This window comes from Pseudomonas sp. PDM03 (genome assembly GCF_014852385.1).
Taxonomy (GTDB): domain Bacteria; phylum Pseudomonadota; class Gammaproteobacteria; order Pseudomonadales; family Pseudomonadaceae; genus Aquipseudomonas; species Aquipseudomonas migulae.
Map to the genome: position 1 here is coordinate 24,111 of NZ_JACVBM010000008.1, position 13,864 is coordinate 37,974.

Consider the following 13,864-nt stretch of genomic DNA (forward strand, 5'->3'; position numbering starts at 1 on the left):
CGGTGTATCAGACAAACCGCGTCGACTGGATCGCCAGCAAGCCGGCTCCTACAGTCCGGTGGGGGTCTGGGCGGCGCCGCCTTCGAGTTTGCGCCATAGCAACCGCACATTCGCCTTACGCACCAATGCACAGCGATACAAACGAATTTCCAGCGGCACATGCCATTGCGGGCCGCCGCAGACCACCAGCTCACCGCGGGCCAGTTCGGCACGCACACTCAGTTGCGGCACCCAGGCAATCCCCAACCCTTCCAGCGCCATGCTTTTCAGGCTGTCGGCCATGGCGGTTTCATACACCGTGGTAAACCGCAGCGCACGCTGGCGCAGCAAGCCGTTCACCGAACGCCCGAGAAAGGCGCCGGCGCTGTAGGCGAGCAACGGAACACTGGCTTCACCTTCCAGATCGAACAGCGGCTTGCCGTCGGCATCTGCTGCGCACACCGGCAACATTTCCGTGTGCCCAAGGTGCAGCGACGGGAAAATTTCCGGGTCCATCTGCATCGCGGCGTCCGGGTCGTAGAACGCCAGCATCAAGTCGCAACCGCCTTCGCGCAAGGCATGCACCGCGTCGCCAACGTTGGTCGCCACCAACCGCGTGGCGATGTTCAAACCTTCATTACGCAACTGCGCGATCCAGCGCGGAAAGAAACCCAACGCCAACGAGTGAGCCGCCGCGACTTGCATCACTTCGCCCTGCCCGCCTTCCAGATGATGAAGATGGCGCAGCACTTCGCCGAGCTGTTCGACCACGGTCCGCGCGGTGACGAGGAACAACTGCCCCGCCGCCGTCAGCTCGATCGGCGTGCGCGAACGATTGACCAGTTGCAGCCCCAGCGCGGCCTCAAGGCTGCGGATCCGACGGCTGAACGCCGGCTGCGTCACGAAGCGGCGTTCGGCAGCCTGGGAGAAGCTGCGAGTGGCGGCCAGAGCACTAAAGTCCTCAAGCCATTTGCTTTCCAGATTCATCAAGTCCTCCCGGACACGCACCAAATTAGGTCACACGTTCGCCACAGACACGGCGTCACACGGGCATTATGCCGAATATGCATAGGCCAGTGTTTAACAGCATTGGCCGAAAATTCTCTACAAGCCTAGCATTTGCAGTGTTCCGGCACAGACCGGGTCCATATTGAGATGATTTCTATCATGTCCTCCGCTGCATCATTCCGCACAGAAAATGACCTGCTTGGCGCTCTCGAAGTACCGGCTCAAGCGTATTACGGTATCCAGACCCTGCGAGCGGTGAATAACTTCCGCCTTTCGGGTGTTCCGATTTCGCACTACCCGAAACTGGTTGTCGGCCTGGCCATGGTTAAACAGGCCGCTGCTGACGCCAACCGTGAGTTGGGTCACCTGAGCGAAGCCAAGCACGCTGCCATCAGCGAAGCCTGTGCACGTTTGATCCGCGGCGACTTCCACGAAGAGTTCGTGGTGGACATGATTCAAGGCGGCGCTGGCACTTCGACCAACATGAATGCCAACGAAGTCATCGCCAACATCGCGCTGGAGGCCATGGGTCACCAGAAAGGCGAATACCAGTACCTGCACCCGAACGACGACGTGAACATGGCGCAGTCGACCAACGACGCCTACCCGACCGCGATCCGCCTGGGTCTGCTGCTGGGTCACGACGCTCTGCTGGCCAGCCTCGACAGCCTGATTCAGGCGTTCGCGGCCAAGGGTCAAGAATTCAACCACGTCCTGAAGATGGGTCGTACCCAACTGCAAGACGCCGTGCCGATGACCCTGGGTCAAGAGTTCCGTGCTTTCGCCACCACGATGGGCGAAGACCTGGCCCGTCTGAAGACGCTGGCCCCGGAACTGCTGACCGAAGTCAACCTGGGCGGCACCGCGATCGGCACCGGCATCAACGCCGACCCGCGTTATCAGGCCCTGGCCGTACAGCGTCTGGCGCTGATCAGCGGTCAACCGCTGGTTCCAGCGGCCGACCTGATCGAAGCCACCTCCGACATGGGCGCCTTCGTGCTGTTCTCCGGCATGCTCAAGCGTACCGCGGTCAAGCTGTCGAAGATCTGTAACGACCTGCGCCTGCTGTCCAGCGGCCCACGCACCGGTATCAACGAGATCAACCTGCCGGCGCGTCAGCCAGGCAGCTCGATCATGCCAGGCAAGGTCAACCCGGTGATCCCGGAAGCCGTGAACCAGGTTGCGTTCCAGGTCATCGGTAACGATCTGGCGCTGACCATGGCAGCCGAAGGCGGCCAACTGCAACTGAACGTGATGGAGCCGCTGATCGCTTTCAAGATCCTCGACTCGATCCGCCTGCTGCAACGCGCCATGGACATGCTGCGCGAGCACTGCATCGTCGGCATCACCGCCAACGAAGCGCGCTGCCGTGAACTGGTCGAACATTCGATCGGTCTGGTCACCGCACTGAACCCGTACATCGGCTACAAAAACGCCACCCGTATCGCCCGTATCGCCCTTGAAAGCGGCCGTGGCGTGCTGGAACTGGTGCGCGAAGAAGGCTTGCTCGACGAAGAAATGCTCGCCGACATCCTGCGCCCGGAAAACATGATTGCTCCGCGTCTGGTTCCGCTTAAAGCCTGAACCGACGCGTTACTTGTAGCACCGCTCACCAGGTCGAGGGACTAGACACCTCTCACCTTTTGAGGGCTTGGGGATTTACTCCCCAGGCCCTTTTTTTTAACTGTTTTACAACAACCCAGAACCTGTGGGAGCGGGCTTGCCCGCGATGAACGATAACGCGGTTTACCTGAAAGACCGCAGCGTCTGCATCGCGAGCAAGCTCGCTCCTACAAGAGCCCGGCGCCGGTAACGTCGGGTGTTTCAAAGGCTTCGCTTCACCGAATGCACCACAATCGTGCAGACGGACGGCACTGTCATCGGTATAGTGCCGCCCCTCTTCGCGTGAGCGGTCGTCGGTAACGAGGCCCAAACCCATGCGAAACCCGAACTAATAACAAACCCGCAATATGAAATCGGGACGAACCTTCGCCTCGCCTGTTGTGCCGTGCGCACAGCGGTGTAACGCGATGTTTCCGACCGACCAGCATTTGCCTACACAAAAAAAACAGCGAGGAATAATCCATGCTCGAAGTCATTAACGACTTCCTCTCAGGGAAAGTACTGATCGTGCTCATTGTCGGGCTCGGTAGCTACTTCACGATCCGCTCGCGTTTCGTTCAATTGCGTCACTTCTTCCACATGTTCGCGGTGTTCCGCGACAGCCTCAAAAGCAGCGCCGGTCAACTCAGCTCCTTCCAGGCCCTGATGCTCAGCCTCGCCGGCCGCGTCGGTGCGGGCAACATCGCCGGTGTCGGCATTGCCGTAACCCTCGGCGGGCCAGGTGCGGTGTTCTGGATGTGGGTGACCGCGCTGGTCGGCATGTCCAGCAGCTTCTTCGAATGCTCCCTCGGCCAGCTCTACAAACGCGCCGACGCCGACGGCACTTACCGTGGCGGCCCGTCCTATTACATCCAGCACGGCCTGCAGAAACGCTGGTTGGGCATGATCATGGCGTTCCTGCTGCTGATCACCTTCGGGTTTGCCTTCAACGGCCTGCAATCCCACGCCGTGACTCACTCGCTGAACAACGCGTTCGGCTTCGACACCACCTGGACCGGTCTGGCCCTGGCGGTGCTGCTGGGCCTGGTGTTCATCGGCGGGATCAAGCGCATCGCCAAGGTTGCTGACCTGTTGGTGCCGGTGAAAACCCTGGTGTACATCGGCGTGACCATCTACGTGATCGTGCTGCAATTCGACCACGTACCGGCGATGCTGATGACCATCGTCAAAAGCGCGTTCGGTCTGGACCAGGCGTTCGGCGGCCTGATCGGCAGCGCCATCGTCATGGGCGTGAAGCGTGGCGTGTTCGCCAACGAAGCAGGCCTGGGCAGTGCGCCAAACGTAGCGGCCGTGGCGTCGGTTGAACACCCGGTGTCACAAGGCGTGGTTCAGGCGTTCAGCGTGTTCCTCGATACCTTCGTGATCTGCACCTGCACCGCGCTGCTGATCCTGCTTTCGGGTTTCTACACCCCGGGCTTCGAAGGCGACGGCATTGCCCTGACCCAGAACTCTCTGGCCGCCGTGGTCGGTGACTGGGGCCGGATGTTCATCTCCGTGGCACTGGCGCTGTTCGTGTTCACCTCGATTCTCTACAACTACTACCTGGGCGAGAGCAACCTGCGCTTCCTGATCGGTGAAAACCGCAAGGCGCTGATCGGCTACCGCGCGCTGGTACTGGTGTTGATTTTCTGGGGGGCGATCGAGAACCTCGGCACGGTGTTCGCGTTTGCCGACATCACCATGACCCTGCTCGCGTTCGTCAACCTGATCGCGCTGTTCCTGCTGTTCAAGGTCGGCATGCGCATCCTGCGTGACTACGATGACCAGCGCGCTGCCGGCATCAAGACCCCAGTGTTCGATTCGAGCAAGTTCCCGGATCTGGACCTGGACCTGAACGCCTGGCCAGCCAACCCGCCAGCTGCTGCCACCAAGGCTGAAGCTGAAGCGCAAGGCATACCCGCAGCGCAACGCTGATCGGTTAAAGTGCGAAAAACCCTGTAGGAGTGAGCCTGCTCGCGATAGCGGTCTATCAGCCAGCATTAGTGTCGCCTGACTCGCCCTCATCGCGAGCAGGCTCACTCCCACATGGGTAAGCGACCCTTCTCGGAGCATCTCCATGAATTCCTCGACCTACCCTGCCGCCCAGCACGTCATGGTGCTCTACACCGGCGGCACCATCGGCATGCAAGCCAGCGAACACGGCCTGGCTCCGGCCTCCGGTTTCGAAGCGCGGATGCGTGAATACCTGCACAGCCAGCCTGAGCTGGTGGTGCCGCAGTGGCGCTTTCGCGAGATGTCGCCGCTGATCGACAGCGCCAACATGTCCCCGGCCTATTGGCAGCAACTGCGTGAAGCGGTAGTCGATGCCGTCGACGTTCAGGGCTGCGACAGCGTGTTGATCCTGCACGGCACCGACACCCTCGCCTACAGCGCGGCGGCCATGAGCTTTCAATTGCTCGGCCTGAATGCGCGAGTGTGCTTCACCGGTTCGATGTTGCCGGCCGGCGTGACCGACAGCGACGCCTGGGAAAACCTCGGCGGTGCTCTGGTTGCTTTGGGCCAAGGTCTGGCGCCGGGTGTGCATCTGTACTTCCACGGCGAGCTGCTGGCGCCAACCCGCTGCGCGAAGGTGCGTAGTTTTGGTCGGCATCCGTTCAAGCGCCTGGAGCGCCAAGGCGGCGGAGCGAAGGCCCCGTCATTGCCAGCAGCGTTGAACTACAACCAGAGCAAGCAACTGGCGAAAGTCGCTGTGTTGCCGCTGTTCCCCGGCATTGGCGCCGAGCAACTGGATGGCGTGTTGAACAGCGGCATCCAGGGCCTGGTGCTTGAGTGCTACGGCAGCGGCACCGGGCCGAGCGACAACCCCGAGTTTCTGGCCGCGCTTTCGCGGGCACGGGACAACGGCGTGGTGGTCGTTGCAGTGACGCAGTGCCATGAAGGTGGCGTTGAGCTGGACGTTTACGAGGCCGGCAGCCGGTTGCGGGGTGTCGGTGTATTGTCCGGTGGCGGCATGACCCGTGAAGCGGCGTTCGGCAAGCTGCATGGGTTGCTGGGTGCAGGGCTCGATACTGCTGAAGTGCGCCGCCTCGTCGAACTCGACCTCGCCGGTGAACTCACCTGACCTTGTAGGAGCCGGCTTGCTGGCGATTCATGCAACGCGGTGTGCCAGGAAAACCGCGTCGACTGGATCGCCAGCAAGCCGGCTCCTACAAGTGCTCGGCATGTAACTTGCTGCGTTCCAGCCATCCCAAGGCTGGAAGCCGCTCATGCTGCACTCCCACCTCACCACCCTCAATGCTGTCTCCCTGGTGCTCAACGCCTTCAAGGCCGAAGGCCTGTCCAGCGACGCCTTGCTCGCGGGGAGCGGTATCAGTGCCGCGGACTTGAACCGTGCCGACACGCGCATCACCACCAACCAGGAAATGCAGGTCTGCGCGAACGCAGTCGCGCTCAAGCGTGACATCGGCCTGGAGCTGGGTCGGCGCATGCACGTTTCCTGCTACGGGATGCTTGGTTATGCGCTGCTCACCAGTGCCACCTTCGGTGACGCTTTGCGCCTGGCGATACGTTTTCCGGCGCTGTTGGGAACACTTTTCGAGCTGAGCCTGGAGGACGACGGCGAACGCATCTGGTTCGTCGCCGCCGACTACCGGGAGAGCCCGGCGATGGCGGTGTTCAATGCCGAGTTCTGCCTGGTGTCATTGAAAGTCACCTGCGACGACCTGCTCGGCCACCCGCTGCCGTTGATCGCCGCGCGCTTCGAACATGCCGCGCCGGACTATCAAGCGACCTACGCCGCACACTTCAACTGCCCGCTGCACTTCGAAGCGCGGGACAACGCCTTTGCCTTCGACAAGCGCTGGCTCGACCAACCCCTGCCGCTCGCGGATGTCATCACCCATCAGGCCATGGCCGAACGCTGCCGCAAGCAGAACCTCGAGTTCACCGGGCGTCAGGCGTGGCTGGGGCGGATTCGCCAGTTGCTCAGCGCGCAATTGAATGCCGCACCGGGGCTGGAAGGGTTGGCCGAGCAGATGAATTGCTCGGCGCGGACATTGCGTCGGCATCTCAAGGACCTGGGGTGCAGTTATCAGGAATTGCTGGATGAGCTGCGATTCGAGCAGGCCAAGCAACTGCTCTGCGAAGACCAGATGCCGATCTACCGGATCGCCGAAGTGCTGGGTTTCAGCGAGACCGCGAGCTTCCGCCATGCCTTTGTGCGCTGGAGCGGCGTGGCGCCCAGCCAGTTCCGCCCGTAACACAAACCTTGTAGGAGCCGGCTTGCTGGCGATCCAGACAACTCGGTATGTCAGACAGACCGCGTCGACTGGATCGCCAGCAAGCCGGCTCCTACAGGACCGTCGTCATGCCAAAAAGGGGCGAATTTCGGTCAACTATTTTGGCCACATCGATCCCCTTTTGGCCTTTCCTGCCGTTCTCCGAATCGCTATCCGCCGCAAGACTGTGTTCAACCGAATCAGCCTGCGGAGAACAAGAAATGCTGACGATCTACTCGGACGATCACCACCTGCACCACGGCCGTTGTGAATTGATAGACGGGCAACTCAAGCCCTGCTTCGAAATGCCCTCGCGCGCCGACCATGTGCTGTCACGGGTGCAAAACCAGAAGCTCGGCCCGGTAGAAGCGCCGAAGGATTTCGGCCTCGACCCGATCGCACGCATCCACAGCCGCGACTACCTCGACTTCTTCAAAGGCGCCTGGGCACGCTGGACCGAGTTCAACACCGACGGCGACTTGCTGCCTTACACCTGGCCGGCTCGTACCTTGCGCCGCATCAAACCCACCAGCCTGCACGGCGAACTGGGTTATTACAGCTTCGACGGCGGCGCCCCGATCACCGCCGGCACCTGGCAAGCCGCGTACAGCGCAGCCCAAGTGGCGCTCACCGCCCAGGACGAAATCCAGCGTGGCGCGCGCAGCGCCTTCGCGTTGTGCCGTCCACCGGGACACCATGCTGCCAGCGACTTGATGGGCGGTTATTGCTACCTCAACAACGCCGCCATCGCCGCTCAGGCGTTCCTCGATCAGGGCCACAAGAAAGTCGCGATCCTCGACGTCGACTACCACCACGGCAACGGCACCCAATCGATTTTCTATGAGCGCAGCGACGTACTGTTCACCTCGATCCACGGCCATCCGGAAGCCGAGTTTCCGTTCTTCCTCGGTTATGAAGACGAGCTCGGAGAAGGCGCGGGCGAAGGCTTCAACTTCAACTACCCGTTGCCCGCCGGCAGCGGTTGGGATGCCTGGAGCGCCGCGCTGGAACAAGCCTGCAAAGAGATCGAAAAGTACGGTGCCGAGATCGTCGTCGTGTCCCTGGGCGTCGATACGTTCAAGGACGATCCAATCTCCCAGTTCAAGCTCGACAGCCCGGATTACCTGGCGATGGGCGAGCGCATCGCCAAGCTGGGCGTGCCAACCCTCTTCGTGATGGAAGGCGGTTACGCGGTCGAAGAAATCGGCATCAATGCCGTGAACGTTCTTGAAGGTTTTGAAAGCGCCCGGGGGAAATAACAACAATGAACACACTCAAGCGTTTCATCGTGCCCGCGCTCTGCGCCACGGTGCTCAGCGGGGCCGCTCACGCCGAAGAGCGCACGTTGCGCGTCTACAACTGGTTCGACTACATCACCCCCAAAGCGCTGGAAGACTTCAAGGCGCAGAACACCCAGACCAAGCTGATCTACGACATCTTCGACACCAACGAAGCACTGGAAGCCAAGCTGCTGACCGGCAACTCCGGCTACGACGCGGTGGTGCCGTCCAACGTGTTCCTCGCCAAGCAGATCGAGGCCGGTGTTTTTCAGCCGCTGGACCGCAGCAAACTGCCGAACTGGAACCACCTCGATCCGAAGCTGATGAAGCTGATCGAAGCCAACGACCCCGGCAACAAATTCGCCGTGCCGTACATGTACGGAACCATCCTGATCGGCTTCAACCCAGACAAGGTCAAAGCCGCGCTGGGCGCCGACGCGCCGGTTGACAGCTGGGACCTGATCTTCAAGGAAGAGAACATCAGCAAGCTCAAGCAGTGCGGCGTCGCCCTGCTCGATTCGCCGTCGGAAATCCTGCCCCTGGCCCTGCAACACCTCGGCCTGGACCCCAACAGCAAGAAGCCGGCGGACTACGAAAAGGCTGAAGCGCTGCTGATGAAAATCCGGCCGTACGTCACGTACTTCCACTCCTCCAAGTACATGGCCGACATCGCCAACGGTGACATCTGCGTCGCGGTCGGTTATTCCGGCAGCTTCTCCCAGGCGGCCAACCGCGCCAAGGAAGCGAAGAACGGGGTGACTGTCGACATGCGCCTGCCGAAAGAAGGTGCGCCGATCTGGTTCGACATGCTCGCTATTCCGAAGGGCGCGAAGAACACCGAGGACGCCTACACCTTCATCAACTACCTGCTGCAACCGCAGGTGATCGCGCCGGTCAGTGACTTCGTCGGTTACCCGAACCCGAACAAGGACGCCACGGAACTGGTCGACCCGGCGATCCGCAACAACCCGAACCTGTACCCGACCGAAACGGCCATGGCCACGCTTTACACCCTGCAACCGCTGCCGCGTGATGCCGAGCGTGCCCGCACGCGGGCCTGGACCAAAATCAAGTCGGGCACCTGATACACCACACCGTTCCCGTGTAGGAGCCGGCTTGCTGGCGATAGCGTTGGGTCAGTCATCCCTTTATCGACTGGACGGACGCTATCGCCAGCAAGCCGGCTCCTACACGGAATCGGTGTGCAACGGATTCGTTCAAACCCGCCACACTTGCCGCAAGCGTGCCAGAGCCGATTCGATTGCCGGCTCTGGCACTGCGGCAAAACCCAGCACCAGCCCGGCACGCTGGTCCACCGGTTTCTGCGAGTCCGGCAACCAATAGCTGCTCAGCGCATTGATCTCGACATCGACGCTGGCGGCTTTTTCTATCAGCTCGTGCTCGCGCGCCTGTGAGTCGACCGCCACCGTCAGATGCAACCCTGCCGCGACACTCGGCAGGCTGCCGATGCCGGGGATGTCCTGCGGCCAGCCTGCCAGCAACGTATTGCGTCGACTCAGGGCGGCACGGCGCATGCGGCGGATGTGCCGCTGGAAATGCCCGGCGGCCATGAACTCGGCCATCACTGCCTGGGTGCTGACTTCGGAATGCCGAACGTCCACCGCTCGACGCTGAGAAAACGCCTGCACCAGTGCCGGCGGCAACACCAGATAACCCAGGCGCAACGCCGGGAATGCGACTTTGCCAAAAGTCCCGACGTACAAGACCCGGCCCTGCCGGTCGAGTGCCGCCAGCGGCGCCAGGGGTGCGCCGCTGTAACGGTATTCACCATCGTAGTCGTCCTCGACGATCCAGCCTTGGTTGCGCTCCGCCCAAGCGAGTAATTCAAGACGCCGCGCCAGGCTCATTACTACGCCGGTCGGGTATTGATGCGAAGGCGTGACATAGGCCAGTCGACAATCGCTGAGCCGGGCCAGTTCGGTGCAGTCGATGCCCTCGCCGTCCACCGCCACCCCATGCAATTTCGCCCCGGCCACGGCGAACGCATGACCTGCCGCCCGATACCCCGGATTTTCAATCGCCACCCCGTCGCCCGGCTCCACCAGCAGCTGTGCACAAAGGCTAATCCCCTGCTGTGCGCCGCTGGTGATCACTATTTGCTCAGCCGTGCACTGCATGCCCCGCGAACTGCGCAAATAAGCGGCGATCAGGCCGCGCAAGCGCGCATCGCCCGCCGGATCGCCATAACACAGCTGCTGCAAATCCGGTTTACGCCAGAAAGCCGCATTCAGCTTGGCCCACACCTCGAAAGGAAACAGGTCAAATGCCGGAACGCCCACCCGAAAAGCCCGAGGCGGACCGCTGGGCGGCGTGGCCAAATGGTTCTTTTCAACGCGCCCCAACGCGCCGCTGTGGATAATTTTACTGGATGAAATCACAGGTAAATCCAGCCAATTTGTGGATAAGACTGTGGGTAACCCTGTTGACAACCCTGTGGATACTTTTGTGGATAGTTTTTTCGTGGACAACGCCGCTTGAGGCAATTGCGCGACGTAAGTCCCGTCCCCGACACGTCCCTCGATGAAGCCCTCTGCGTAGAGCTGATCGTAGGCGCGAACCACACTGTTGCGGGAAATCGCCAACGCCGCCGCCAAGTCCCGGCTGGCCGGCAATCGAGTGCCGCTGGCCAATCGCCCGTCGAGCACCCGCAGGCGCAAGGCCTGATAGAGCTGACGACTAAGCCCCTGACGGCGATCAAGTTCGATACCGGCGGGGTTGAACGACAGGGAAAGCGGCGCTTCGCTCATGGCAATGGACCTATGAAATTGGTCGTTAATGGCTCTTACAACAGACCAATAGCCTGCCTAGGATGGACGCATTCGCCAAGGAATTTTTCCATGTACAACCCCAGCGGCTTTGCCATCAAAGATTTGCATGAACTGCAGCAGCAGATACTCGACACGCGCCTGGCTGTGGTGATCACCCACGACGAGCAAGGCTTGCAAGCCAGTCACTTGCCGTTGCTGTTCAGCCCTGACCAAGGTCCGAATGGCACCCTGTACGGTCATTTCGCCCGGGCCAACCCGCAATGGAAGGCACTGCAAAACGGTGCCGAAGCGCTGGTCGTTTTCGCCGGTGCCGACGCGTACGTCAGTCCGGGCTTTTATCCGAGCAAAGCCGAGCACGGCAAAGTCGTACCGACCTGGAACTACGTCGCCGTACACGCTTACGGCACCGCAGAGGTTTTCACCGACGCCGACCGCCTGCTTAACCTGGTCAGTGCGTTGACCGATCGCCATGAAGCCGGTCGCGACCAACCATGGACAGTCGCTGATGCACCCGCCGACTACATCGACGGCATGCTCAAGGCCATCGTCGGGTTTGCCCTGCCGATCCAGCGCCTGAAAGGCAAACGCAAACTCAGCCAGAACCGCAGCACCGCAGACATCGCCGGTGTGCGCGAGGGGCTCGCCGCCAGCCCCGACGTGCACGACCAGGCCCTCGCCCACTTGATGCGTTAAGGATTGAACATGAGTCAGATTGAAATCCGCCAGGTCACCGCTGCTGATCACGCTGCGTGGCTGCCGTTGTGGCAAGCCTACCTGCGCTTCTACAACACCGAACTGCCCGAGGCGGTCACGGACAGCACATGGCAACGCCTGCTCGACTCGAATGAACCGACTCATTCGGCATTGGCATGGAGCGACGGCAAAGCGGTCGGCATGGTGAACTTCATCTACCATCGGTCGAACTGGAGCATCGAAAACTCCTGCTACCTGCAAGACCTGTTGGTAACACCCGAAACCCGCGGCACCGGCGTCGGCCGCAAACTGATCGAATTTGTCTACGCGACCGCCAAAGCGGACGGTTGCTGCAAGGTCCACTGGTTGACCCACGAAACCAACGCCACCGCGATCCAGCTCTACGAGCGCATCGCCGAGCGCCCTGGCTTCATCCAGTTCCGCAAAGCCCTTTAAGGTTCAAGGAGAACGACATGACGACTTCACTCGCAGACTGGAAAGGCGTCCCGGCGCCAACGGTGCAAACCATCGAAGGGCGCTTCATCCGCCTGGAAAAACTCGACCCGGCACGCCATGGCGACGGTTTGTTCAAAGCCCTGCAAGGCCCCGGTGCCGACCCGAAACTCTGGGATTATTTGCCTTACGGTCCTTTCCCGGAGCGCAGCGTTTTCAACGACTGGCTGAACAATCACGCGGCCAACAGCGACCCGTATTTCTTCAGCGTGATCGACCGTGCCAGCGGCGATGTGCAAGGCATTCTCAGCTTGATGTCGATCGTTCCGTCTCAGGGCCGCATTGAAATCGGCCACGTCACCTTCGGTGCGCCGATGCAGCGTTCGCCGAAAAGTACCGAGGCTGTGTATCTGCTGGCCAAAGAGTCGTTCGCGCTGGGCTATCGGCGTCTGGAGTGGAAGTGCAACAACGGCAACGCTCGTTCCAAGTACGCGGCGGAGCGCTTGGGGTTCAGTTTTGAAGGGGTGTTCCGCCAGCACATGGTGGTGAAGGGTCAGAACCGGGATACGGCCTGGTATTCGATTCTGGATTCGGAATGGCCGGTGGTTGGGGCAGGGTTTGAGCGGTGGTTGAGTGATGAGAATCAGACGGGGTCGGGGCAGGTGAAAACTCTGGCGGAGTGTCGCGGGTAAATCAGCGGCGCCTCGACGGACGCCTTCGCGGGCAAGTCGAATCGTCGCACCGCTCGCTCCTACAGGTTTGTTGGAGCGTTCAAATTTGCGCAAAACCTGTAGGAGCGAGGCTTGCCCGCGAATGGCATCACACCAATTTCTGGGCTAACACCGCAATATGCTCCGGCCCAATCCCGCAGCACCCACCCAAATGGCTGGCACCGCGCTCTTTCCAATCCGCCGCCCAATGCAGGTAGCCCGGCGGGTCCAGATCGTCGCGCAACGGGTCCAGGCCGTCATTGGCCGTTGCCTCTTTCGGTTGCGGCGGGAAGGCATTGGCGTACGCGCCGATGTGAATCTTCACCCCCAGACGCTCGAATGTTTCCCGCGCCGCATCAATCGCCGCACCGATCACTTCCGGCTGGCTGCAGTTGAACAGCAACGTCTCGACACCCAGCTGCGCAGCCACCGCAGCGGCTTCGGCCACAGGTTCGCCGGAACGCAAACGCGGGACTTCGTCCGTGTCCTCATCCTTCAGGGTAAACGACAGCCAGAACGGCTTGCCGTCCTTCGGCAGACCGGCGTGAATCGCTCGCGCTTCCACGATCGAGCTTTGGGTTTCGGCCAGCCAGAGGTCGACATGCGGGGCCAGCCCCTCAACCAGCGGCGCGAGCAATTCCGTCACCCGAGTCGCGTCGAACAAATCCGGCCGATAGGAACCGAACAACGGCGGCAATGAACCCGCCACACGTACCGGTTTGCCCGCAGCCTCCACCGCACGCCTGGCCAACTCCCCGGCCAACGCAGCGAGGGCTCGGCCCTCAGCCGCAAAACGTTCTTCGCCAATGTGGAAAGGCACCACCGCATAGCTGTTGCTGGTGATCACATTCGCGCCGCTTTCGATATAAGCCGCATGCACCGCCTCGACGGCCTGGGGCGCTTCGCTCAAGGCCAGCGCCGACCATTCAGGCTGTCTGAATGGCGCCCCCCGACGTTGCAACTCACGACCCATGCCGCCATCCAGAATCACTGTGCTTGCTGCGCTCATATGCTTTTTACTCATATGCTTATGAAAATAACTCACTATCAGAGTCGTTCTTATAACTATTTAATACGCACCATCCGGTTAATAACAACCATTTTTTTTAGGG

12 protein-coding genes are annotated in these 13,864 nt (G+C 61.1%); 9 read left to right on the top strand and 3 right to left on the bottom strand.

What is annotated here, in order from left to right:
• Nucleotides 1-48: 48 nt before the first annotated feature.
• Nucleotides 49-966, bottom strand: a complete 918-nt coding sequence (locus IB254_RS13695; RefSeq protein ID WP_008030714.1) for a LysR substrate-binding domain-containing protein — start codon at nt 964-966, stop codon at nt 49-51.
• 180 nt (nt 967-1,146) lie between these two features.
• On the opposite strand from IB254_RS13695, the gene aspA reads away from it, so the two are divergent.
• The 6 genes from aspA (at nt 1,147) to IB254_RS13725 (ending at nt 9,192) form a co-directional block, all read left to right on the top strand.
• Nucleotides 1,147-2,571, top strand: coding sequence for an aspartate ammonia-lyase (gene aspA / locus IB254_RS13700; protein WP_008030715.1), 1,425 nt, complete (start codon nt 1,147-1,149; stop codon nt 2,569-2,571).
• 501 nt (nt 2,572-3,072) lie between these two features.
• A complete protein-coding gene (locus IB254_RS13705) occupies nt 3,073-4,524 on the top strand; it encodes an alanine/glycine:cation symporter family protein (protein WP_008030716.1) in 1,452 nt (483 codons plus the stop codon).
• A 142-nt stretch (nt 4,525-4,666) separates the two neighbouring features.
• Nucleotides 4,667-5,671, top strand: a complete 1,005-nt coding sequence (locus IB254_RS13710; protein WP_192417729.1) for an asparaginase — start codon at nt 4,667-4,669, stop codon at nt 5,669-5,671.
• 145 nt (nt 5,672-5,816) lie between these two features.
• The gene (locus tag IB254_RS13715; protein WP_008030718.1) at nt 5,817-6,809 is read left to right on the top strand and encodes an AraC family transcriptional regulator; all 993 of its coding nucleotides are present in this window, start codon (nt 5,817-5,819) and stop codon (nt 6,807-6,809) included.
• Nucleotides 6,810-7,048: 239 nt separating this feature from the next.
• Nucleotides 7,049-8,086, top strand: coding sequence for a histone deacetylase family protein (locus IB254_RS13720; protein ID WP_192417731.1), 1,038 nt, complete (start codon nt 7,049-7,051; stop codon nt 8,084-8,086).
• Nucleotides 8,087-8,091: 5 nt separating this feature from the next.
• Complete coding sequence (locus IB254_RS13725; protein ID WP_008038136.1) at nt 8,092-9,192, top strand: polyamine ABC transporter substrate-binding protein; 1,101 nt, start codon at nt 8,092-8,094, stop codon at nt 9,190-9,192.
• A gap of 132 nt (nt 9,193-9,324) precedes the next feature.
• Here the strand turns inward: IB254_RS13725 and IB254_RS13730 are convergent, their stop codons facing one another.
• On the bottom strand, nt 9,325-10,875 hold the full coding sequence (locus tag IB254_RS13730) for a PLP-dependent aminotransferase family protein (RefSeq protein ID WP_192417733.1): 1,551 nt from the start codon (nt 10,873-10,875) through the stop codon (nt 9,325-9,327).
• Between the two features lie 90 nt (nt 10,876-10,965).
• On the opposite strand from IB254_RS13730, the gene IB254_RS13735 reads away from it, so the two are divergent.
• Genes IB254_RS13735 through IB254_RS13745 form a run of 3 tightly spaced genes read left to right on the top strand, consistent with a single transcriptional unit; the run spans nt 10,966 to nt 12,734 of the window.
• The gene (locus IB254_RS13735) at nt 10,966-11,589 is read left to right on the top strand and encodes an FMN-binding negative transcriptional regulator (RefSeq protein WP_192417735.1); all 624 of its coding nucleotides are present in this window, start codon (nt 10,966-10,968) and stop codon (nt 11,587-11,589) included.
• A gap of 9 nt (nt 11,590-11,598) precedes the next feature.
• Nucleotides 11,599-12,045 (top strand): GNAT family N-acetyltransferase, encoded by a 447-nt coding sequence (locus IB254_RS13740; protein ID WP_008038140.1) that lies wholly within the window; start codon nt 11,599-11,601, stop codon nt 12,043-12,045.
• A gap of 17 nt (nt 12,046-12,062) precedes the next feature.
• The gene (locus IB254_RS13745; protein WP_008030727.1) at nt 12,063-12,734 is read left to right on the top strand and encodes a GNAT family N-acetyltransferase; all 672 of its coding nucleotides are present in this window, start codon (nt 12,063-12,065) and stop codon (nt 12,732-12,734) included.
• A gap of 127 nt (nt 12,735-12,861) precedes the next feature.
• Here IB254_RS13745 and IB254_RS13750 read toward each other — a convergent pair whose 3' ends face one another.
• On the bottom strand, nt 12,862-13,761 hold the full coding sequence (locus IB254_RS13750; RefSeq protein WP_192417737.1) for a homocysteine S-methyltransferase family protein: 900 nt from the start codon (nt 13,759-13,761) through the stop codon (nt 12,862-12,864).
• Nucleotides 13,762-13,864: the final 103 nt, after the last annotated feature.